Origin of the sequence: Thermococcus sp. ES12, assembly GCF_012027515.1 — an archaeon.
Classification (GTDB): Archaea; Methanobacteriota_B; Thermococci; order Thermococcales; family Thermococcaceae; genus Thermococcus; species Thermococcus barossii.
On the sequence record NZ_SNUP01000002.1, the window covers coordinates 129,004 to 147,906 of the forward strand.

Below are 18,903 nucleotides of genomic sequence, written 5' to 3' on the forward strand. Positions count from 1 at the left end.
TTCAGAACAACAGCAAATAACCCTTTTGTCTCCCCGTGCACTTTATAAATGGGAACTAGAAATCGAACGAACATGATAGGCCCCGTGGGAAACGACTTCGTCAAGCGCTACCGCCTCGAGTACAACCTCAAGGCCCTTGAAGGAGTTAGACTGATAATCGGAGAAAAAGCATATTTGCGGCTGAGGGCGCTGGTGGAATACCGGCTGAGCGGGAAGGACTTCGACCGCTCTCCCGTTGGAGTTAAGATAGCCCTGGCCTTCTCCGCCGGCTCCGACAGCACGGCGACGCTAAGGATACTCCGCTGGGCTGGCTTCGACGTCGTGCCCGTAACGGCCAGGCTTCCCCAGATGAGCGGGAGAGTGATTGAGAGGGCCAGCTCCGAGGGAGCGGTTTTCGTTGACGTGCCCGGCTACCTCGACGTGATAACCGAGCAGATGGACAAGGGCGCTCCCATATGCGGTAAATGCCACGCGATGGTGATGGAGGCCGTTGAGCGCTACTCTCGGGAGAACGGGATAAGGATCCTCGCCAGCGGCGACCTTCTAAGCTCGGGGCTGATATCGATCTACGAGACCGATGGGCTGGTGACCCTCAACCTTCCCGCATTCCTTGCCCTCGACAAGGCCGAGATAATCGAGCTGATTGGAGGAAAGTACGATCTCAGGTTCGGCTGTCCACTCCTGTGGGAGACCTTCAGGAGGGCACCGAGCGTAAAGCGGTTTGCAATACAGCGGGTCCTCCGGGAGCTGAGGGCGAGGTCATTAACGCCCGAGATGGCCGAGGCGCTGATACTGGACGTGCTGTCCAGGTAGTTACTCATTTCTGGCCCAAAAGGTTTAAATGTGTCTCCTAAAATTCGAGTTCGGTGATGTGAATGGTAACGGAAGTGGATGTCTTGGCGAAGATGAAGGATCTCATAGACGATGACCTCGTCAAAACGGTTGAAGTTAGGGAAGACGGGACGCTCTTTATAGAGCTGTCAAGGGAAGTGGATGATTCCACGCTGATAAAACTCCAGACCGAGCTTGGAAAACTGGAAGGGATAAAGGCGATAGAAATCAAGCAACCAAAGAAAAGAGAGGTTCCCGAAGGGGACGTTCAAATCAGCGAGGAAACGATACTTGAGAAACTCAAGGAGGTCATAGACCCTGAAATCGGCATTGACGTGGTGAACTTAGGCCTCATCTACGAGTTGAGGGTAAATCCGGACAACACGGTCTACGTCAAGATGACGATGACGACCCCTGGCTGTCCGCTCACCATGTGGATTCTCCGGGCTGTGGAGGACAAGATTCTTGAGATTCCGGGGGTTAGAGACGCCGAGATAGAGCTCACCTTTGACCCGCCGTGGACTCCCGACAGAATCAGTCCGGAGTACAAGAAGAGGTTGGGCCTTTACTGATTCCTCCCTTCCTAAGCCCCACTTCACGGCAGGATGGGGTCGGTTGCTTTTCTTCTCCGTTTTGATGGTTTCCCCATTCCATGAATAAACGTTTTTGTTTATAGTTGTCGGCAGATTTGTTTAATTTCAGCAAGTTGCTTTATGTTGTTCAGAAAACTCTTTCTGTTTATCATGATTCATGCGAAAAATTTATATTTCAAACTTTACAATTGTAGAGAGGTGATTCCCGTGGCAAAGTGGAGGGTCTGGATAGATGAAGAGTACTGCGTTGGGGATGCTGTCTGTGTGAGCTTCTGTCCAGAGGTCTTCGAGCTGGACGAAGAAACGGGAAAGGCCAGAACTAAGGTTGACATCATAGGGGAAGACCTCTATGATTGCGTCAAAGAAGCCCTTGAGGCATGTACCGCGGCATGCATATACATGGAACAGATTGAATAAATCCCATTTACTTTTCTCCCTGTGATTGCGGCCATCCTTAAGCAATCCTGTAATCAAATGGTCATCAGAGTCCCCATATTTCTCATTGGGCATTTCTCCACACTCCAGACCATCGAAAAGTTTATATTCACCGGGGTTCATCTAAAACCGGTGATGTTCCATGGCTTGGAAGGTTAGGGTTGACCAGGACGTTTGTATCGGAGATGCCATCTGTGCAAGCCTCTGCCCGGACGTCTTCGAGATGAACGACGAGGGCAAGAGCGTTCCTATCGTCGAGGTTATCGAGGACGAGAACCTCTACAACTGCGCTGTCGAGGCCGCCGAGGCCTGCCCGGTCAGCTGCATTTACATCGAGGAGGCCTGAAGCCTCTTCTTTTTCCCTTCATTGCATATTGCTTTTCTGAAAGGTTCGAAAATAGAATAGAGGGTCATTCCAGACCGAGTCCGAACTTCTCCGCCTGCTCCAGAACGTATTCTCTTATTTCCCTCGCCTTCGGAAGCTCGGCAACGATCTCGCCGTTCTCGATGAGCGGTTTGAGGAGCGGCTCGACCTTCGCCCCGCAGACAGGGCACTTTTCCAGCTTTTTATCCGCTGGAACCCTGTGGTAGTGGCCGTTCTCACAGCGGTAAATCTGCTTCCTCCCGCTCAGCTTGCCGCGCTTGGTTACTGGCTTCCCTTCGACCTCTACTATGTCAAGGGAGAAGTCCACGGGTTTCGCGCTCGCTATTGCTGAGCCAACGCCAAAGGCATCGGCTACGTCAACTATCTCCCTTATGCTATCCTCGTTCAGGCCACCGCTCACGAAGATTTTAACCCAGTCGTAGCCCCTCAGGTCGAGCTCCCAGCGAACCTCCTCTATGATGCGCCTGAAGTTGCCCCTCCTTGAGCCAGGGGTGTCGAGCCTGACGGCGGTGAGCCTCTCTCCCAAAGCTTCAGCCGCCATTAAGGCCTCGAACTTCTCGTCGCACAGCGTGTCAACGAGAGCCGTTCTCGGAACCTCGGGCTCAACCACCTCGTCGAAGTACTTCCAGGCCTTGACCTGGTCGCCAACGGTGAGGATCAGCGCGTGTGGCATCGTCCCGACGGGCTTTTCTCCCATCATCTCCGCGCCGAGGACGCCGCTTACCCCGTCGCAGCCGCCTATGAAGGCCGAGCGGTCTATCATCGGGGCGATGGCAGGGTGCATGTGCCTTATGCCGAAGGAGTAGACCGGCTTGAAGTTGGCCGCTATCTTCACCCTCAGCGCCGCAGTCGCTATGCCGCTCGCCTGGCTGAGCATGCCGAGCAGGGCGGTCTCATAAACTCCAAACTCCTCGTAGTAGCCCTCGATCTGAAGAACCGGCTCGTAGGGGTGGAATATCGTGCCTTCTCTCATCGCGTAGACGTTCACCGGCAGGCCTTCAAGGAGCTTGGCAACCTCCTCGATTCCCGCCAGAACACCCCACTTCCAGCCTTTCGGCAGGCCTGTGGTCGTGACGTCCGCCAAAACCTTCCTGTGAATGCCTTTCTCGACGAGTATCTTCCGCGTCCTGATGAAGTAAACGTCGGTGGTCTTTCCGGCTTTTATATCATCCTCGTGGGCAATGTAGAAATCCCTCATTTCTCTTCACCTGAATAGAGTTCTCGCTATCCGATTTAAGGCTTTCCGGCGAAACCTTTATACACATAAAAACCGACTGGTCGGTAGGTGAAATAATGAAGGTCTGCATCATCTATGACTCGGAGAGGGGCTCGACCGAGAAAGTCGCCAGGGTCATGGCCGACGCCATCGGGGGGAGGGTGGAGGTTAAGGTCCTCAGAGCCACGGAAAATCCGGATATAGAAGACTGCAGCCTCGTAATCGTCGGGGCGCCGATATACTACGAGCGTCCGCTTCCGAGCGTCAAAAACTTCATCCTCTCGAAGGACGGGTTGAAAGGAAAGAACGTTGCCGTCTTCATACTCTGCATAGCCGACAAGTTTGGAAGGCTCGGAAAGGCTTACACGGAGAGGCGCTACATGCGCCTGATAGCTGAACCCATCAAGGGCAGGATAATCGCCCGCAAGGTCTTCGACGGCTGGATACTAAAAGAAAACCCCGAAACCCTAAGGGAGGCCCAAGAATGGATAAAACGCGTCCTTGAGGCCTATGAGAGGGAAAATGTGCTGGAAGAAATCGAGCATCCTGGAGGTGGAGAGAATGAAGGGTGAGAAAACGAGGGAGAAAATTATTCAGGCGGCGTTTGAACTGTTCAAGGAAAAGTCATACCACGAGGTCTCGATGGATGAGATAGCCAGAAAAGCTGGCGTCTCAAAGGGCGGCCTTTTCCACCACTTCTCGAGCAAGTACGAGCTTGCAAAGGCGGTTCTGTTCACTCTTCTCGACGAATGGCTGGAGAGTCTCACAACAAGGCTGGAGGGGCTCTCCAGTCAGGAGAAGCTTGAAACTCTGGTGGATGCTGCCTTCGAGATGATAACGGACAGCCCCAAGCTCTCCCGCTTCTTCCTCGAACTCTACGAGGAAAGCCTGAGACTGGATAGAGGTGCCGAGTGGAACGAGTTCTACCGCAGATACCTGAACCCCGTGGCAACTATCCTAATGGAATCCGGCGTTGACCAGCCGATGAGAAAGGCGGTATTATTGGGCGCCGTGGTGGACGGTCTGGCCCTTCACCACCTCCTTTCCGGGGGAGGGCTCTTTTCCGTGGAGGACATGAAAGAAGAAGTTGTGAGAATGCTGAGGGGGGAATGAGATGGACAAACCCCTAAACGAACTCGTCTCCCTGAAGGGGAGGCGGGCCCTGATAACGGGCGCGGCATCTGGAATAGGCCGCGCGGCGGCGATTAGATTTGCAGAGGCCGGGGCGGATTTAGAACTCGTGGATCTCAACGAGTCCGGGCTGGAGGAGACGAAGGCCCTCGCCGAGGAGTTCGGGGTGAGCGTTAACACCCACCGCGTTGACCTCTCCAGGAAAATCGAGATAGACGCGCTTTGGAAGGAATTAGAGGGCAGCGAGCCGGACATACTCGTCAACAACGCCGGCGTATACTGGTTCAGAGACTTCACGGAGGTCGATGAGGGCTTCTACAAAAAGGTCATGGAGATAAACCTCCACTCCGTCTTCTGGATGTGCCAGCACTTCGTCAGGGCGCGAAAGGATAAAGGCGGCGTCATCATCAACGTCAGCTCGATAGAGGCTTTCCTGCCCTTCGCGAAGGGCCTTGCCCACTACGACGCAGCCAAGCTCGGCGTCGTTGCGCTGACGAGGGCGATAGCGAGGGACTACGGGAAGAAAATCAGGGCAAATGTTATAGTCCCCGGCGGAATAGAGACCGAGGGCGTGAAGAGGCTCAAGAAGGAGGCGATAATGAAGTTCGACATGGAGAAGATAGGCATATCCTTCAACTTCAACGCGCGCCTTCCGATGGGCCGCTTCGGCCAGCCGGACGAGGTGGCGAGGGTGATGCTCTTCCTCGCGAGCGACCTTGCCAGCTATATCAACGGAGCCGTGATCCCCGTGGACGGGGGATTCCTGTCAACTTAGCCTGAAGGGCAGTTCCACCTTTTCGCCCCCTTCCCTTTTGTGAAGCTCCCTCCTGTAGGCTTCTAGCGGCCTGTCCTCGACCTTCAGGTAGGCGGCGAAGGTCTTGGGCCTCTCCTCCAGCTCGTCGAAGAAGCGCGGGTAGTTTTTGTCCCTCACTATGTGATGGTCGAGGATTATCTCCGCCCCCGTTTCTCGGATTATCTCGTTGAGGTTTTTAATGCCCGTCTCCCAGCTCCCCTCAGCGCGCTTACCGAGGTATGTTGGCGGGCCGCCGGTTATGAGCAGGTCCGGGACCTTCTCGATTATCCACTCCACCGCTTTTCTGTTGAGGAGCTGAATATCGCTCGCGTGAATGAACCTCGTTCCGTCATCTATGAGCGTCATCACAACGAAGCCGAGCCTTGAGCCCTCGCTCCCGTGGGGAACCGCCGGTGAGAACTCAAGCCTAACCCCGCCGAGGTCGAAACTCCTTCCATCCGCGAATTCTATCTTCTTCACTATTGGTTCGGCGTTTTTGAGGAAGACCCAAGCCCTCTTTTTCTGGCTGAAGTTTATGTTTTCCCGTGGGTGCTTTATGAAAAGGAGCTTTCCAGCATAGATTTCTCTGGCGTACTCCTCGCTTGAGCTCTCGTAAAGGCCCTCAAAGAAGGGGGTGTGGTGGTCGTAGTGGTAGTGGGAAATCGTGACCACGTCGGCCCTTCTTGCGTAGCCCTGGAGCTTTCTTCTCATCCGGTGAAGGGCCTCAATTTCGGCCCTTGCTGGTGGAAGGCCGTAGCGCTTCGGCCCGAGGGCGACACCTGGGTCGATGAGGAACTTTATTCCACCGGCTTCCACGAACGTTGCCAGGCTCCTCACGCCGAGGCTCTCTGAGGCGAGTGGAATGATGCGCATCATACTCACCGATGTCATGATACAGTTTTTAGGCATAAAATTCTAGTGTTCCCATTACGATGCAATGGTTTTCATTGATCAAAAGTCCGTAGCTTAAGTAATACTATTTCATGGAGGCATAATTTTTTAATGATTCAATTGGGTATGCTCTTTAGTGGGGGCACAAAGGAGGTGCCGGATATGATGGAGACAGACCAAAGAAACGGTATTGACGAGCTGCTTGGGATAGACTCTGTTACTGCCCAAAAGCTTCGTGAGGCAGGCTACGATAGCATCGAGGCCATAGCCGTTGCTTCTCCGGTGGAACTCAAGGAGATTGCGGGAATAAGTGAAGGTACAGCGCTCAGGATAATCCGGGCCGCCAGAAAAATTGCCTCCGTTGATGTGTTTATAAGCGCTGAGGAATATATAAAGAAGCTCCAATCGGTTGACAAAATCTCAACAGGCAGCAATAGTTTGGATTCGATTCTTGGTGGTGGAATATGGACGGAATCAATAACTGAGGTTTTTGGCGAGCGCAGAAGTGGTCGGACCCAACTTGCCCACGCTCTTGCGGTGATGGTCCAGCTCCCCAAGGACGAAGGGGGTCTTCGCGGTTCGGTCATATGGATCGACACCGAGAACGCCTTTAATCCACACCGTATACGACAGATTGCAGAAAACCGTGGCCTTGACCAGGAGGAAGTTCTTGGGCATATCTACATCGGCAGGGCTTTCAACAGTAACCATCAGTTGCTTCTTATTGAGAGGGCAGAGGACTTGATCCGTGAGAATGTCAAATCAGATAGACCTGTTAGGTTATTGGTCGTTGATTCAATCCCAGCGCACTTTCGGAGGGAGTACGTGGGCAGAAGAGTCCTAGCCGAAAGACAGCAGCGGCTGGCGGAGCATTTATCGAACCTTCATCGTATCTCAGAACTTTATAGGGTGGCGGTGCTGATTACCAACGATGCCTCAATGGGGCGGCCGTGGGGTGGCCATCTCCTTGAAGCGACCTCGACGTTTAGACTGTATCTGCGTAAAAAGGGGAGTGGAAACTCAAACAGGGTGGTGGCTCGTTTGATAAAGTCGCCCCACTTACCCGAAAAAGAGGCGATGTTCAGGATAACCGAAAGAGGTATCGAGGATTAATACGTGCTTCCAAGATTTGAGGAAAGCTTATTAACCTCTTTTTCCACCACTTCTAGAGGAGTGGAGTAGCAGGACCCATTTAACCGATGATACAACTCCACTGCAAATGCCCGTTAGCCGAAAAACAGGTTTGGGAATGCAGATTGGAAAGCCACCAGTGATGAGTGTCATCCCTCCCGAGGAGACGATGAGGACATTATCCCCACCTGAGGTGGTCTCATGTTTGGATTTTTCAGACGAAAGAAAAAGGAAAAATACGGGCCGCTCGTCTACCTGAGCGAGCCCACGATACTCTACCACACCCACACCGAGAGGGCAATCATTGAGCTACTCGAGGAAAAGCTCGGCTCCAATAACTTCGTGGTTCCCTCCGACTACGGTCTCAGGACAACCGACCACATGATTCCAGATGCCGAGATATTCGTGGCCATAGCGATAGTCGGGAAGTTCACCTCCCTCGTCGTCAGGGAGATTGAGATGGCCAAAAAGCACGGAAAGAAAATCTACACCCTTGACGTGGCCAGAAAGGGTGATGAGATACTTTACCTCTTCGAGGAGGGAATCCCCGAGAGGATAGAGTGGCTAACGCCGGAGGAAACTCAGGAACTCTACGCGGCCTTCCGCGGCGAGGACTTCTCGGGATTCATGAAGTTCTTCTTCGGCGACAGAAAAAGACAGTGGTGAAAAAGAAAGAAATCACGCGTTAGCCCTTCTGGACCTTATGTACTCGTCTATCGCCTTCGCGGCCTTCTTTCCGTCGCCCATGGCGAGGATAACCGTTGCTTCGCCCCTTATCGCGTCACCGCCAGCGAAGACTCCCGGAATGCTCGTCATGAGGTTCTCGTCCACAACGAGCGTTCCGTCCGGGTTGGCTTCAAATCCGCTGGCCTCAACGAGTATCCTGTTCGGCTCAAGGCCGATGGCTATGATGACGGTGTCGGCCTCAAGGGTAACGTACTCACCGGTTGGCTCTATCTTTCTCTTTCCGCGACTGTCGCGCTCCTCCAGCGGGCGCATCTTCATGAACTTGACCGCCTTTACCTTACCGTTCTCGTCGCCGATGAACTCGACCGGTGTGAGGAAGAACTCAAACTTAACTCCCTCCTCTTCGGCGTGCGCTATCTCCTCTATCCTCGCGGTCATGTCCTCCCTTCCGCGGCGGTAGGCGATGGTAACTTCAGCCCCAAGCCTGAGCGCGGAGCGCGCCGCGTCCATTGCCGTGTTTCCGGCGCCTATCACTATGACCTTCTTTCCGACGGCTATTGGCGTGTCGTACTCGGGGAAGAGGTAAGCCTTCATGAGGTTTACCCTCGTCAGGAACTCGTTGGCACTGTATATCCTGTCGAGAAGGATGCCCGGTATGTTCAGAAGCTTGGGTGTTCCAGCTCCGGTGCCGATGAAGACGGCGTCGTACTCCTGGAGGAGCTCTTCAATAGTCACAGTCTTGCCAACGATGTAGTTGGTCTTGACCTCAACGCCGAGCTTCTCCAGCTTGTCAAGCTCCGTCTTGAGGATGTCCTTCGGCAGCCTGAACTCGGGGATGCCGTACATGAGAACCCCACCGGCCTCGTGGAGAGCCTCGAAGATAGTTACTTTATAGCCCAGCTTTGCAAGTTCGAGGGCGCAGGTGAGTCCAGCCGGCCCGGCGCCGACGACGGCAACCTTTCCTTTTCCGTCAGTTTCGGCTATGAACTCCCCGAGAAGTTCTTGGTCGATTCCCTTCTCCCTCGCGTAGTCGGCCACGAAGCGCTCAAGCTTGCCGATGTTTATGGGGTCCCCCACTTTTCCCATGACACACGGGGCCTCACACTGATCTTCCTGCGGACAGACCCTTCCGGTAACGGCCGGCAGGGTGTTGTCGTTCCATATAATGCGCAGGGCGTTCTTGACGGCCTCGTCCGGATTGTCCGCGTTCTCGCGGAGGGCCTTCAGGAAGCCCGGGATGTTGATGTGAACGGGACAGCCCTTAATACATGGGGCATACTCAGGTGGACATTGTATGCAGCGTTCCGCCTCCTTAACCGCCGAGGCGAAGTCGTAGCCGAGGTTGACCTCGACGAAACTCTTAATGCGCTCCTCAACGGGCCTCTCCGGCGTCGGAACGCGCTCCTTGATGAGCTTGGGCTTTACGGCCATTCAGACCACCCCCTTGGACTCAAGGTAGTGCTTCTTTGCAATCTCCTGCTCGCGAACGAAGCGGGAGTCGCGCCTTATGACGTCGTCCCAGTCCACTTTATGGGCGTCAAACATCGGGCCATCACGGCAGGCGAACTTTATCTCGCCGTCGTAGAGTATCCTGCAGGAACCGCACATACCGGTTCCGTCCACCATTATCTGCCTTACCGTGACGATTGTTGGGATTCCGTACTCCTTCGTAAGCTCAGCCAGCTTCTTGAGCGACCCCAGCTTCCCTCCGCCGAAGACTATGTCCACCTTATCCTTCTCGATGAGCTCCTTCAGAACGTCCAGGTAGTGCCCCTTGATTCCGCGCGAGCCGTCCTCTGTGGTGAGGTAGTGCTCGTCCGCGACGGGCTTCGCCAGAAACTTCTCCGGGTAGGAGTGGGCTTTGTCCTCGAAGGTCTGGATGGAGATTGTGTAGTTGCCCGCCTCCTTCATGGCCTTGAGCGTGGCGTAGTTCTCCGCTTGGCCGCAGACTGCGTCGGAGACGAAGACGACGTTTCCGTAGTGCTTGACCTCGATCGGCGTTCCGAGAGGTCCTGCAACGGCGTAGAGGGAGTCTCCAACGTCGAAGTTGTCCCAGAGGTCGAAGGTGGTCTTCCCGTGCCTCCTGATGAACATGCCTATCCTTCCGGTCTCCCTGTCGGCATAGTAGATGGACATTGGAATCCTTTCACCCTTTTTGTGTATCAGCAAAACCACAAACTGGCCGGGCTTCCAGGCTCTTGCCACGTGCGGTGCCTCGACCTCCATGAAGAAATCCCTAACGTCGAGTTCTTCCTTTGCGGTAATTCGGTACATGGATGAAACCTCCTGTGCAAATGAACAGTTTTGTTCACCTTTAGTTCTGAACTTCGGGTTTATAACAGTTTTTTGAACCAAAGGTTTAGAACTCTTTTTCGCCCAAAAAAAGCCCGAAACAACCTTCTTTAAAGCCCGGGAAGAGCTTCTTATGCTTTGGGAAGCCTTTTTAGTATGAGCGCGTAACCCCGAGGGGTGATGCAGATGGTGAAGATACCGAAGAGCCACCCGCGATACTGGAGCCTCTACTACAGGGAGAAGATCATCGAGGGGATGGAGAAGGGAATGACGGCAAAGGCAGGGCTGATAGCCCACGGCCGCGGTGAAGCCTTTGACTACCTGATAGGGGAAAAAACCATAGAGCCGGCTGAAAGGGCCATGCGAGCCGCGGTCGCGAAGCTTCTCCTGGCGAAGCATCCCGTTATCTCAGTCAACGGTAACGTTGCGGCCCTTGTCCCAAAGGAGACGATAGAGCTGGCAAAAGCTCTAAACGCCAAGCTCGAGATAAACCTCTTCTACCGCACGGAGGAGCGCGTTAAAGCCATAGCGGAGGAGCTGAGGAAGCACGACCCCGAGGTGGAGCTCCTCGGCATAAATCCCACCAAGAGAATCCCGGACCTTGAGCACGAGCGCGGGAAGGTGGACGAGGAGGGGATATGGAAGGCCGACGTCGTTGTCGTCCCGCTGGAGGACGGCGACAGGACCGAGGCCCTCGTGAGGATGGGCAAGTTTGTAATAACCGTTGACCTCAACCCGCTCTCCCGCTCGGCGAGGATGGCGGACATAACCATCGTCGATAACATAGTCCGCGCGTATCCGAGGATGACCGAGCTGGCGAGGGAGATGAAGGACTACAGCAGGGAAGAGCTTCTCGCGATACTGGAGGAGTACGACAACGGAAGAACCCTGAGCGACGTGCTCCTTCACATCAGGGATAGGCTAACCCGGCTTGCAGGCGAAGGAATCTGGAGAAGGAAGAGCCTGGAGTGAGCTCACAGCTCCCTCTCAGTTTTTTCAACGAGTCTCCTGAGACCGGTTATGAGCTCCGCCTCGCTTGAGGCGTGGGAGATCACCAGAGGTACTCTCTCGCGCTCGGCCAGCTTCACCGCGAGCTCATCGAGCTTCTTGACCCCGTGGAGGACCACCACGGCCGGCTTGAGGCCCTGAACGCGGACCGCTATCATCGGACTCCTCCCGGTGGTGACCTTGGTGAATATCAGCGCCCGCTCCGTCGTCCAGCCGTAGAGCTTGAGAAACTCCTCGCTGCTCATCTCAAGGATTGCCTTTATGCTGTCCACGACCGTGTAGCCGTATATGCGCCTGTCTATGAGGTGCATGTTGGCCACTACGTCCCCTTTCACGGCCCCGACCAGGTCCCTGATCGTTAGGGGCAACGCGAACTCCCTGATGTCCAGTATCGCGCTCGTCGGAAGCTCGCTGCCGATGGTCTTGCTGAAGGCCTTGATGACGTTTCCCCCGCGGCGTTCGTCGATCTCCAGCAATGCCTCTACGAACTTTCTTATGGTCGATGCACCGGGGCTCTTCCTCCTGCCGCCTTCGTAGTCGCTTATGACAGAAGAAGAGACGCCGAGGTATTCGGCGAGCTCGGTCTGGCTGATTCCGAAGATCTCGCGCCATTTGCGCATGGTTTTGCCAGGATCAGAGGAGAGGGTTATTTCCCCTGCTATTCTCTTGGCTAGGGCTTCTTTCTCCTTTTCAAGCATGTTGGTAAAATATTCGTCAATCGTTATAAGCCTTTCGGCGATTGCCTAATATCATAGCCCGCAAGCTTAAAAACTCCCCGCCCTACGCTTCCCGGTGAGGCTCATGGCGATTTACTTCATAGGACTTGGCCTTTACGACGAGAGAGACATCACACTGAAGGGTCTGGAGACGGCAAGGAAGTGTGACCTTGTCTTTGCCGAGTTCTACACGTCACTGCTCGCGGGGACCACCCTCGATAAAATCGAGGAGCTGATAGGAAAGCCTATCAGACGACTGAGCAGGGAGGAGGTTGAGCTGCACTTCGAGCGCATAGTGCTGAGCGAGGCCAAGGAGAGGGACGTGGCCTTCCTCACCGCCGGAGACCCGATGGTTGCAACGACTCACGCGGATCTGCGCATAAGGGCCAAGGAACTGGGAATCGAAAGCTACGTCATCCACGCCCCGAGCATATATTCCGCTATAGCGATAACGGGGCTCCAGATATATAAGTTCGGCAAGAGCGCTACCGTGGCTTATCCGGAGAAGAACTGGTTCCCCACGAGCCACTACGACGTCATAAGGGAAAACCGCGAGAGGGGCCTGCACACGATGCTCTTCCTCGACATAAAGGCCGAGCAGAACCGCTACATGAGGGCCAATGAGGCGATGGAAATACTCCTCCAGGTGGAGGATATGAAGAAAGAAAACGTCTTCACCCCGGACACGCTCGTCGTGGTTCTGGCCAGGGCCGGTTCGCTGAACCCCACGCTCAAAGCCGGCTATGTAAAAGACATGCTCAATGAGGACTTCGGGGGACAGCCGCACGTGATGGTAGTTCCGGGCAGGCTACACATAGTGGAGGCCGAGTACCTCGTAGCCTTCGCGGGGGCGCCGAGGGAGATACTGGCGAAAGTTTAGCGAAAGCTTTATATTTCTCCCTCTTCCCACTAATTCCGGGAAGGGCCCGTGGTCTAGCCTGGTTATGACGCCGCCCTCACACGGCGGAGGTCCGGGGTTCGAACCCCCGCGGGCCCACCAGAAAACGACCTTTCTGGCGAGAGGTTGATCAGGACACACAATCCCTCTTGATTCGTAGCTCCATTTAGGTCCGAAGGGACTATCGATTTGGGAAATTCATTTTGGAAGCGCTAAGAACGTGAACCTCTATCCAAGCCCCTCCCCGACAGCAACTCATGCTTTGACATTCTTCGCCCGAGAAGAGCAAAAGTCGTTTGTTTTTCACAGGATTTGCCCTCAAATTGGCAATCGCAGTGTTCCACTTCCCAAAGGAGTCAAAAAGGAGCAATCCACCGGACAGGCCAGAGAGCATTGTTCCTGAACCCAAGGGCACTCTGGGGTTATGAGGAGGTAATCCCCCTCCCCGGTGTGGCGGGCCGGGCGGGATTTGAACCCGCGACCTTCGGCTCCGGAGGCCGACGCCCTGTCCCGACTAGGCCACCGGCCCACACCCATAGGTATTCCCGGAGTGAATTTAAAAACCTAATCACTCTTGAGAATGAACCCAAGTGTGCATTGGAGTATCGAAAAGTGCAAAAACTTTTTATCCTGGGCACCCTACTTAAGATAGGAGAAGGAGGAATGAACCATGGAACCGCACGAATTCAAGCTCACCGAAGAGGGTATAAAGGCTGTTCTCCCACCCCTCGAAGCCGAGATAATGGAGCACATGTGGAAGGTTCAGGTCGCCACCGCAGGCCAGGTCTACGAGTACATGAAGGTGAAGCATCCGGACATAAGGCGCTCCACCATAAGCATCCTCATGAACCGCCTGTGCGAGCGCGGCCTTCTCAAGAGGAGCGTCGAGAAGGGCAGGGGCGGGATGAGATACGTCTATTCCATAACGACAACCAGGGAGGAGTTTGAGGAGAAGGTCGTTCAGAGCATCCTCGATGCACTAATGACGAACTTCAAGGAGGCGACCTACGCGTACCTGTCCAGAATTAAAAAGTGATGAAAGATGCTGTTCATCATCATGGCCCTTGAGGTTTTACTGGCGGTGATGGCCCTAAAGGAGCTTGGCCTCAAGATAGCAGCGGCCGCCTTCGGCTCCATATTGCTCCTCTACTTCTGGGTATCCACAAGGGAGGTCAAGGGCAACTACGTGACCCTCCAGAGAAGCGAGATGCCCTGGCTCTACGACGGCATAGCAGAGATGGCCAGAAAAGCCGGGATCCCAATGCCCAGGATATACATTCTGGACGACTACATACCGAACGCGTACTCCTTCAAAAACACCATAGTGCTCTCCCTCGGCCTCTTCGAGGTGCTCGACAGGGAGGAGATTCTTGCCGTTGCCGCCCACGAGCTCGGCCACATAAAGAACGGTGACACAAAGGTGTTCCCAGTACTGGCGTACGGCAGGTACCTCATGATGGTTTTCACCGGAATCCTGATACTCCTCGCACACAGGCCGAGCGTTACGCTGGCGGCACTGCTCCTCTACGGCCTCTACGAGGTCGCCAGGGCAAACTTCCTTAAGGGCAGGGAATTCCTGGCAGACGAGTCGGCTCTCAGACTCCTGGACGTGCCCATGAGCCTAAAGCACGCCCTTGAGGAGCTCAAGTACTATGAGGACCTGAGGGCCGATGTAAGGCTGAGCGCCGTGCCCAGCATAGAGCCCTCCATAGAGAGGCGCCAGAAGGTTCCGAGGATAGAAACCCACCCGAGCTACGATGAGAGGATATTCAGGATACTCGTTGAAATTCACGGCAACAATATGTTCAACCAGCGCATGATGCAGTGATGCCCCATGGCGGTGGAGATAGTACTGGACAGGGAAAGGGCCGAGAGAATAAAGCGCATACGTCCGACCAAGGACGAGTACTTCATGCTCATAGCCAAGCTCGTTTCACTGAGGGCGACCTGTCCTCGCCTCAGGGTGGGCGCGGTTGCTGTAAAGGACGGCTACATCCTTGCGACCGGCTACAACGGGGCCCCGAGAGGCATGGAGCACTGCATTGACGTGGGCTGTCTCATCGTTGATGGCCACTGCCACAGGGCGGTTCACGCGGAGCAGAACGTCATAGCCATGGCGGCAAGGAAGGGCATAAGCCTTGAGGGAGCGACGCTCTACGTCACCCACTTCCCCTGCGACACCTGCTTCAAGCTGGTGATAAACGCCGGCATAAGGGAGATAGTTTACGAGGAGATGTACCCCAACGAGGCGACGGAAATCCTCCTGAGGGAGGCACAGGAGAAGGGAATAGTCAGGATAAGGCAGTTCAGGCTCCCAAAGGAGAGGGTGAAGGCATTTCTGGAGGAGCTCTTCGGGGAGTTCGTGGATTAGAGTTTTTCCTCGATTTTCTCCAGCTTCTCGTTTATCTCCTCCAGCTCTATGGCCACCTTTCTCGTCAGCTCGGTTATCTCCCTCTCCGTCCTGTCCACCGCCACATAGACCTTGAGAATTAACAGGTAGGAGAGACCTATTCCCACCACAAAGAGGGCATCGAGACCCCTGCCAAGTCCGAGCAGCTGCTTTATCGCCATTGCAATCTCTATCGGAAATATCGCTATGAGGAGCATCACCACGAGGAGGGACTCCCAAAAGAGGAAATCGCCCCACTCGAACTCCTTCTTCCCGTACTTGCCCATCACGTACAGCATCAGGGCCAGCACGACCACTATGGCTATGTACTGAACGGCATACATCCCCATCACCTCAGCTTGTCGAAGAGCAGGTTGAGGGCTATCTTAACTCCCTCCAATACGTTCGTTCCCTTCTTCATCGAGTACTCGGTATAAACGGCCCGAATGGGCACTTCAACGATGCGGCACCGATTTTTGGCCGCTTCAATTATAATCTCACTCGAAACCGCATAGCGGTCGCAGGTTATCCTTATCCTGGCCGCGCAATCCCTGCTGAGACATCTCAACCCGCTCTGACTGTCGCTCACGTACTTCCCGGCAAAGGCGGCTGTTATCGCATCGAGAACGAAGTTTCCAAAGCGCTTTACGAACGGCATCTGGCTGGTGTCTCCCTTCAGCCTCGAACCGACGGCAAAGTCTGCCAACCCCTCGGCGACGGGCTTCATGACGCGCAGGGCGTCGCTCACGAGGTGCTGGCCGTCGGCGTCGAACGTCAGTATAAGCCTAGCATTCCGCCTGAGGGCGTATGCGATTCCTGTTCCGAGAGCACCGCCCAGTCCCCTGTTGACCAGGTGCGTGAGAACGTGAACACCCTTCGAGCGGGCTATCTCCCTAGTTCTGTCTCTGGAGCCATCGTTGACGACAACTATTTCCTCCCGCCGGAAGTACCGGAGAAGATCGTCCAAGACGCCCCCCAGGGTCTTCTCCTCGTTGTAGGCCGGCACTACGACGTAGGTGTTCAGAATGTTCTCCAGGAGGGACAGGAGACCCTTCATATCCTGCACTTCGAAGTCGGGCGTGGAATCCACCGAGAAGCTCATCCTTCCGGCGGTATGGCCGGTTATCATGACGCTCAGCGCTCCGATTTCCCTGGCCGGTAGGATGTCGTAGCCGTGGTCGCCAACGACCAGAACCCTGGTGGGTTCAACGCCAAAGGCACCTATTATTCGTTCCAGCTGACCGGCCTTCGGTTTGAGCTCCTCAGGGGAGACGTCGTCCCGCGTCGAGACCAGTGAAAAATACTCAGAAATGCCATGCATCTCCAGAGCCTTCATGGTCGCCTCACGGGAGCTTCTTGTCATTATCGCCATCTCAACACCCCTATCCCGCAGGAAATTCAGAACGTCAAGAACTCCATCGAAGAGGAAGCTGTCCCTTATCCTTTCGACCTCAAGCTCGACCAGGATGGAATAAAGCTCCCCGAAGTCCCTTCCGGTCTCTCTTGAGAGCCTCAGCAGGTTCTCGTACATGGGGGTCAGGTCGCCGAGGGTTTCCTCGGGTATCCCCATCTCGGAGAGCCTTGATTTGAGCTCCTCCTTCAATTCCGCAAAGGGTTTGGGCGCACCGACCAGCGTCCCGTCGAGGTCAAAAACTACGAGCCTCACGTCCATGGTGTCCACCGAAGGGTTTATTTTTGGCCAGTCCTAAGGAATCAGGGTGTCCAAATATGATAGCGGCCGCTCCGCTTATAGGTTTAACCCTGACGCTCATCCTAACCCCATATATAGCCGCGAGGATGAAAAAAGCCGGAATCGTCGGGAGAGACATTCACAAGGTGAATCAGCCGGAAGTTGCGGAAATGGGGGGCCTGGCCGTTCTCCTGTCACTCCCCGTGGCCCTGGCACCCTTCGTGAGCGGGGAAATCGCGAGGATTCTCATGGTCTTCCTGCTCTTCGGGGTCGTTGGAATCGTGGATGACCTGACGAACCTGAGACAGCTTCACAAGGTCGTTCTCTCACTTATAGTCTCGGTTCCGGTGGCCTTTTTCAACATCGCCCCGGAGATTAACGTATTCGGCTACACCATCAATCTCGGCATCCTGTATCCCCTCTTCGCGGTACTCTTCGTCACCGGCTCGGCAAACCTGGTGAACCTGCTGGCCGGCTTCAACGGCCTGGAGATGGGGACGTCCGCCATAATCCTCGGTGTTCTGGCAGTTATAACAGATGGAGAGGCGAGGTTAGTTGCCCTTGCCGGCCTGGGAGTGATTCTCGGATTTCTCTGGTGGAACAGATACCCCGCAAGGGTTTTTCCGGGCGACACCGGAACTCTCAGCGTTGGGGCACTCGTAGGCCTCGTGGCGATTGCTGGAAAGGTCGAGGCGTACGCGGCGCTGCTCCTGCTTCCCCACTTTCTGGACTTCACGATAAAGGCAACGAGAGTTCGTTTTGGCGTAAGGAGGCACGGGAGAACGATGGTCCTGCCAGACGGGACCCTTCAGGCACCCCCGTATCCCAGCTTTCTGGGAATGATAATGAGAAGGGTTAAAGTGACTGAGCCCAAACTGGTCGCGGTTGTGTGGCTGATAGAACTCACTCTTGGCCTTCTCGTCTGGGTTCTTCATCAATCACTTTGACCATTCCAAAGCCGTAGCGGGTCTTTTCACCGAAGCCGTTTTCATAGCCGAAGCGGGCTATCTCCAGGGAGCCATGGTAGCGGAATATCATGAGGGAGCCGCGGTAGTAGGTATCCCTTACCAGTATCCTGACGGGTTTGAACTTTATCACCTCTATCGTGAAGTCCCTCTCCTCGGGCATAGAGCCCATTATTGCCGAGTAGCGCATCAGCATGACCTTGCGGAGCTTGTCGAAGAAGGCCTCCTCGCTTGGATACAGGTCCCATATCTTCATCTTGTTGCCGCTCAGCTTGACCGTTCTTACCATTATCGGGCTGAGCGTTGAAAAGAGCGCCCCATCCCGTATTCTGGGCTCCTTCAAGATTTTGATGTCGTCCGCTATGAAGGCCGCATCGCCCAGCTGGAGAACCGGGCTGTCAATGAAGCCTTCAACCACGGCCTTTATCAGCTCGCTGGAGGAAGACGAGACGTAAAGGGAAACGTCATCGGAGAGCACCTTTATTCCCTTATCGGGGATAAGTTCACGCTTCCTGACCATGATACGGGAGAAGGTGAAGTAATCAACGTGACTCACCTCAGCCTCCCGGGCTATCTCGGGCGAAACTATGGCCATTTTCTCAAGAAGCTGGGTGTAAACGTCATAGTTATAGTTGAACGGGAGAATCGTGCCCTCCTTTGCGGGCCTGAACTTTATCTCAACTCTCATTACATCCCACCCCTTGCTATAACCCCTTTATAGTTGGTACTCGAAGTTAATAAGAATTTCGCAAATAAACCATGGTTCCATTACTTCAAAATTAAGTCAGGAAAAATCCGCACGTTCCGCACCAAAGGTATATAAAGCCGGGTGCCCCAAAGCATGCATGGAAA

Annotated in this window: 23 protein-coding genes and 2 tRNA genes; 16 read left to right on the top strand and 9 right to left on the bottom strand. The window is 54.6% G+C overall.

The features are described 5' to 3' along the window. Nucleotides 1–72: 72 nt before the first annotated feature. The 4 genes from E3E37_RS05455 (at nucleotide 73) to E3E37_RS05470 (ending at nucleotide 2,205) form a co-directional block, all read left to right on the top strand. Nucleotides 73–813 carry an ATPase gene (locus tag E3E37_RS05455; RefSeq protein ID WP_167715626.1) on the top strand — a complete coding sequence of 247 codons (741 nt, stop codon included), beginning with the start codon at nucleotides 73–75 and terminating at the stop codon, nucleotides 811–813. 62 nt (nucleotides 814–875) lie between these two features. Beyond that, a complete protein-coding gene (locus E3E37_RS05460; RefSeq protein WP_167715628.1) occupies nucleotides 876–1,403 on the top strand; it encodes a metal-sulfur cluster assembly factor in 528 nt (175 codons plus the stop codon). Between the two features lie 228 nt (nucleotides 1,404–1,631). Further along, entirely contained in the window at nucleotides 1,632–1,841 is a 210-nt protein-coding gene (locus tag E3E37_RS05465) for a ferredoxin (protein ID WP_232460767.1), read from the top strand. 160 nt (nucleotides 1,842–2,001) lie between these two features. Continuing rightward, on the top strand, nucleotides 2,002–2,205 hold the full coding sequence (locus E3E37_RS05470; protein ID WP_088865231.1) for a ferredoxin: 204 nt from the start codon (nucleotides 2,002–2,004) through the stop codon (nucleotides 2,203–2,205). Between the two features lie 64 nt (nucleotides 2,206–2,269). Here the strand turns inward: E3E37_RS05470 and E3E37_RS05475 are convergent, their stop codons facing one another. Continuing rightward, entirely contained in the window at nucleotides 2,270–3,442 is a 1,173-nt protein-coding gene (locus E3E37_RS05475) for a nicotinate phosphoribosyltransferase (protein ID WP_167715630.1), read from the bottom strand. Nucleotides 3,443–3,537: 95 nt separating this feature from the next. On the opposite strand from E3E37_RS05475, the gene E3E37_RS05480 reads away from it, so the two are divergent. The 3 genes from E3E37_RS05480 to E3E37_RS05490 are packed head-to-tail and all read left to right on the top strand — an operon-like array spanning nucleotide 3,538 to nucleotide 5,366. Beyond that, a complete protein-coding gene (locus E3E37_RS05480) occupies nucleotides 3,538–4,032 on the top strand; it encodes a flavodoxin family protein (protein WP_167715632.1) in 495 nt (164 codons plus the stop codon). Beyond that, complete coding sequence (locus E3E37_RS05485) at nucleotides 4,022–4,573, top strand: TetR/AcrR family transcriptional regulator (protein ID WP_167715634.1); 552 nt, start codon at nucleotides 4,022–4,024, stop codon at nucleotides 4,571–4,573. The genes E3E37_RS05480 and E3E37_RS05485 overlap by 11 nt, the downstream gene beginning before the upstream one ends. A gap of 1 nt (nucleotide 4,574) precedes the next feature. Continuing rightward, entirely contained in the window at nucleotides 4,575–5,366 is a 792-nt protein-coding gene (locus E3E37_RS05490) for an SDR family NAD(P)-dependent oxidoreductase (protein ID WP_167715636.1), read from the top strand. Here the strand turns inward: E3E37_RS05490 and E3E37_RS05495 are convergent. Then, nucleotides 5,358–6,257: an MBL fold metallo-hydrolase gene (locus E3E37_RS05495; RefSeq protein ID WP_167715638.1), complete on the bottom strand. Its 900-nt coding sequence runs from the start codon at nucleotides 6,255–6,257 to the stop codon at nucleotides 5,358–5,360. The two genes, E3E37_RS05490 and E3E37_RS05495, sit on opposite strands and share 9 nt — an antisense overlap. A gap of 129 nt (nucleotides 6,258–6,386) precedes the next feature. Here E3E37_RS05495 and radA point away from each other — a divergent pair, with 129 nt between their 5' ends. Together radA and E3E37_RS05505 are read left to right on the top strand one after the other, a co-directional pair. Next, on the top strand, nucleotides 6,387–7,388 hold the full coding sequence (radA, locus tag E3E37_RS05500) for a DNA repair and recombination protein RadA (protein ID WP_167715640.1): 1,002 nt from the start codon (nucleotides 6,387–6,389) through the stop codon (nucleotides 7,386–7,388). A 219-nt stretch (nucleotides 7,389–7,607) separates the two neighbouring features. Next, entirely contained in the window at nucleotides 7,608–8,072 is a 465-nt protein-coding gene (locus E3E37_RS05505) for a hypothetical protein (protein WP_167715643.1), read from the top strand. Between the two features lie 12 nt (nucleotides 8,073–8,084). On the opposite strand, the gene gltA is transcribed toward E3E37_RS05505, so the two are convergent. Together gltA and E3E37_RS05515 are read right to left on the bottom strand one after the other, a co-directional pair. Continuing rightward, nucleotides 8,085–9,524 carry an NADPH-dependent glutamate synthase gene (gene gltA, locus E3E37_RS05510; protein ID WP_167715645.1) on the bottom strand — a complete coding sequence of 480 codons (1,440 nt, stop codon included), beginning with the start codon at nucleotides 9,522–9,524 and terminating at the stop codon, nucleotides 8,085–8,087. Further along, nucleotides 9,525–10,367 carry a sulfide/dihydroorotate dehydrogenase-like FAD/NAD-binding protein gene (locus E3E37_RS05515; RefSeq protein ID WP_167715647.1) on the bottom strand — a complete coding sequence of 281 codons (843 nt, stop codon included), beginning with the start codon at nucleotides 10,365–10,367 and terminating at the stop codon, nucleotides 9,525–9,527. 204 nt (nucleotides 10,368–10,571) lie between these two features. On the opposite strand from E3E37_RS05515, the gene E3E37_RS05520 reads away from it, so the two are divergent. Further along, nucleotides 10,572–11,357, top strand: coding sequence for a 4-phosphopantoate--beta-alanine ligase (locus tag E3E37_RS05520; protein WP_167716302.1), 786 nt, complete (start codon nucleotides 10,572–10,574; stop codon nucleotides 11,355–11,357). A 2-nt stretch (nucleotides 11,358–11,359) separates the two neighbouring features. Here the strand turns inward: E3E37_RS05520 and E3E37_RS05525 are convergent, their stop codons facing one another. Further along, complete coding sequence (locus E3E37_RS05525) at nucleotides 11,360–12,091, bottom strand: helix-turn-helix domain-containing protein (protein ID WP_088865239.1); 732 nt, start codon at nucleotides 12,089–12,091, stop codon at nucleotides 11,360–11,362. A gap of 103 nt (nucleotides 12,092–12,194) precedes the next feature. On the opposite strand from E3E37_RS05525, the gene dph5 reads away from it, so the two are divergent. After that, nucleotides 12,195–12,989, top strand: coding sequence for a diphthine synthase (dph5, locus tag E3E37_RS05530; protein WP_167716304.1), 795 nt, complete (start codon nucleotides 12,195–12,197; stop codon nucleotides 12,987–12,989). Nucleotides 12,990–13,031: 42 nt separating this feature from the next. Then, nucleotides 13,032–13,109: transfer RNA gene (locus E3E37_RS05535), tRNA-Val, on the top strand. Nucleotides 13,110–13,458: 349 nt separating this feature from the next. Here E3E37_RS05535 and E3E37_RS05540 read toward each other — a convergent pair. Continuing rightward, nucleotides 13,459–13,536, bottom strand: a tRNA-Arg gene (locus E3E37_RS05540). Between the two features lie 141 nt (nucleotides 13,537–13,677). Here E3E37_RS05540 and E3E37_RS05545 point away from each other — a divergent pair. The 3 genes from E3E37_RS05545 to E3E37_RS05555 are packed head-to-tail and all read left to right on the top strand — an operon-like array spanning nucleotide 13,678 to nucleotide 15,378. Beyond that, nucleotides 13,678–14,043, top strand: coding sequence for a BlaI/MecI/CopY family transcriptional regulator (locus tag E3E37_RS05545; RefSeq protein WP_088865241.1), 366 nt, complete (start codon nucleotides 13,678–13,680; stop codon nucleotides 14,041–14,043). 6 nt (nucleotides 14,044–14,049) lie between these two features. After that, on the top strand, nucleotides 14,050–14,835 hold the full coding sequence (locus E3E37_RS05550) for a M48 family metallopeptidase (protein ID WP_088865242.1): 786 nt from the start codon (nucleotides 14,050–14,052) through the stop codon (nucleotides 14,833–14,835). A 6-nt stretch (nucleotides 14,836–14,841) separates the two neighbouring features. After that, nucleotides 14,842–15,378, top strand: a complete 537-nt coding sequence (locus tag E3E37_RS05555; protein ID WP_167715649.1) for a cytidine/deoxycytidylate deaminase family protein — start codon at nucleotides 14,842–14,844, stop codon at nucleotides 15,376–15,378. On the opposite strand, the gene E3E37_RS05560 is transcribed toward E3E37_RS05555, so the two are convergent. Both E3E37_RS05560 and E3E37_RS05565 read right to left on the bottom strand, forming a co-directional pair. Next, entirely contained in the window at nucleotides 15,375–15,740 is a 366-nt protein-coding gene (locus tag E3E37_RS05560) for a DUF2304 domain-containing protein (RefSeq protein ID WP_088865244.1), read from the bottom strand. The two genes, E3E37_RS05555 and E3E37_RS05560, sit on opposite strands and share 4 nt — an antisense overlap. A gap of 5 nt (nucleotides 15,741–15,745) precedes the next feature. Beyond that, nucleotides 15,746–17,068 carry a glycosyltransferase gene (locus E3E37_RS05565; protein ID WP_167715651.1) on the bottom strand — a complete coding sequence of 441 codons (1,323 nt, stop codon included), beginning with the start codon at nucleotides 17,066–17,068 and terminating at the stop codon, nucleotides 15,746–15,748. Nucleotides 17,069–17,124: 56 nt separating this feature from the next. Between E3E37_RS05565 and E3E37_RS05570 the strand changes: the two genes are divergently transcribed. Continuing rightward, a complete protein-coding gene (locus tag E3E37_RS05570; protein ID WP_167715654.1) occupies nucleotides 17,125–18,033 on the top strand; it encodes a glycosyltransferase 4 family protein in 909 nt (302 codons plus the stop codon). Here E3E37_RS05570 and cas6 read toward each other — a convergent pair. After that, nucleotides 17,990–18,739, bottom strand: coding sequence for a CRISPR-associated endoribonuclease Cas6 (gene cas6, locus E3E37_RS05575; RefSeq protein WP_088865247.1), 750 nt, complete (start codon nucleotides 18,737–18,739; stop codon nucleotides 17,990–17,992). The genes E3E37_RS05570 and cas6 overlap by 44 nt on opposite strands. Between the last annotated feature and the right edge of the window lie 164 nt (nucleotides 18,740–18,903).

Coding starts and splice junctions, on each gene's coding strand:
- E3E37_RS05550 (WP_088865242.1), top strand. CDS start 14,050: ATGCTGTTCATCATCATGGCCCTTGAGGTTTTACTGGCGGTGATGGCC.
- E3E37_RS05515 (WP_167715647.1), bottom strand. CDS start 10,367: ATGTACCGAATTACCGCAAAGGAAGAACTCGACGTTAGGGATTTCTTC.
- E3E37_RS05480 (WP_167715632.1), top strand. CDS start 3,538: ATGAAGGTCTGCATCATCTATGACTCGGAGAGGGGCTCGACCGAGAAA.
- E3E37_RS05525 (WP_088865239.1), bottom strand. CDS start 12,091: ATGCTTGAAAAGGAGAAAGAAGCCCTAGCCAAGAGAATAGCAGGGGAA.
- E3E37_RS05490 (WP_167715636.1), top strand. CDS start 4,575: ATGGACAAACCCCTAAACGAACTCGTCTCCCTGAAGGGGAGGCGGGCC.
- E3E37_RS05460 (WP_167715628.1), top strand. CDS start 876: ATGGTAACGGAAGTGGATGTCTTGGCGAAGATGAAGGATCTCATAGAC.
- E3E37_RS05545 (WP_088865241.1), top strand. CDS start 13,678: ATGGAACCGCACGAATTCAAGCTCACCGAAGAGGGTATAAAGGCTGTT.
- E3E37_RS05520 (WP_167716302.1), top strand. CDS start 10,572: ATGGTGAAGATACCGAAGAGCCACCCGCGATACTGGAGCCTCTACTAC.
- E3E37_RS05570 (WP_167715654.1), top strand. CDS start 17,125: ATGATAGCGGCCGCTCCGCTTATAGGTTTAACCCTGACGCTCATCCTA.
- E3E37_RS05565 (WP_167715651.1), bottom strand. CDS start 17,068: ATGGACGTGAGGCTCGTAGTTTTTGACCTCGACGGGACGCTGGTCGGT.
- E3E37_RS05475 (WP_167715630.1), bottom strand. CDS start 3,442: ATGAGGGATTTCTACATTGCCCACGAGGATGATATAAAAGCCGGAAAG.
- radA (WP_167715640.1), top strand. CDS start 6,387: ATGATTCAATTGGGTATGCTCTTTAGTGGGGGCACAAAGGAGGTGCCG.
- E3E37_RS05485 (WP_167715634.1), top strand. CDS start 4,022: ATGAAGGGTGAGAAAACGAGGGAGAAAATTATTCAGGCGGCGTTTGAA.
- dph5 (WP_167716304.1), top strand. CDS start 12,195: ATGGCGATTTACTTCATAGGACTTGGCCTTTACGACGAGAGAGACATC.
- E3E37_RS05560 (WP_088865244.1), bottom strand. CDS start 15,740: ATGTATGCCGTTCAGTACATAGCCATAGTGGTCGTGCTGGCCCTGATG.
- E3E37_RS05470 (WP_088865231.1), top strand. CDS start 2,002: ATGGCTTGGAAGGTTAGGGTTGACCAGGACGTTTGTATCGGAGATGCC.
- cas6 (WP_088865247.1), bottom strand. CDS start 18,739: ATGAGAGTTGAGATAAAGTTCAGGCCCGCAAAGGAGGGCACGATTCTC.
- E3E37_RS05505 (WP_167715643.1), top strand. CDS start 7,608: ATGTTTGGATTTTTCAGACGAAAGAAAAAGGAAAAATACGGGCCGCTC.
- E3E37_RS05455 (WP_167715626.1), top strand. CDS start 73: ATGATAGGCCCCGTGGGAAACGACTTCGTCAAGCGCTACCGCCTCGAG.
- gltA (WP_167715645.1), bottom strand. CDS start 9,524: ATGGCCGTAAAGCCCAAGCTCATCAAGGAGCGCGTTCCGACGCCGGAG.
- E3E37_RS05555 (WP_167715649.1), top strand. CDS start 14,842: ATGGCGGTGGAGATAGTACTGGACAGGGAAAGGGCCGAGAGAATAAAG.
- E3E37_RS05495 (WP_167715638.1), bottom strand. CDS start 6,257: ATGCGCATCATTCCACTCGCCTCAGAGAGCCTCGGCGTGAGGAGCCTG.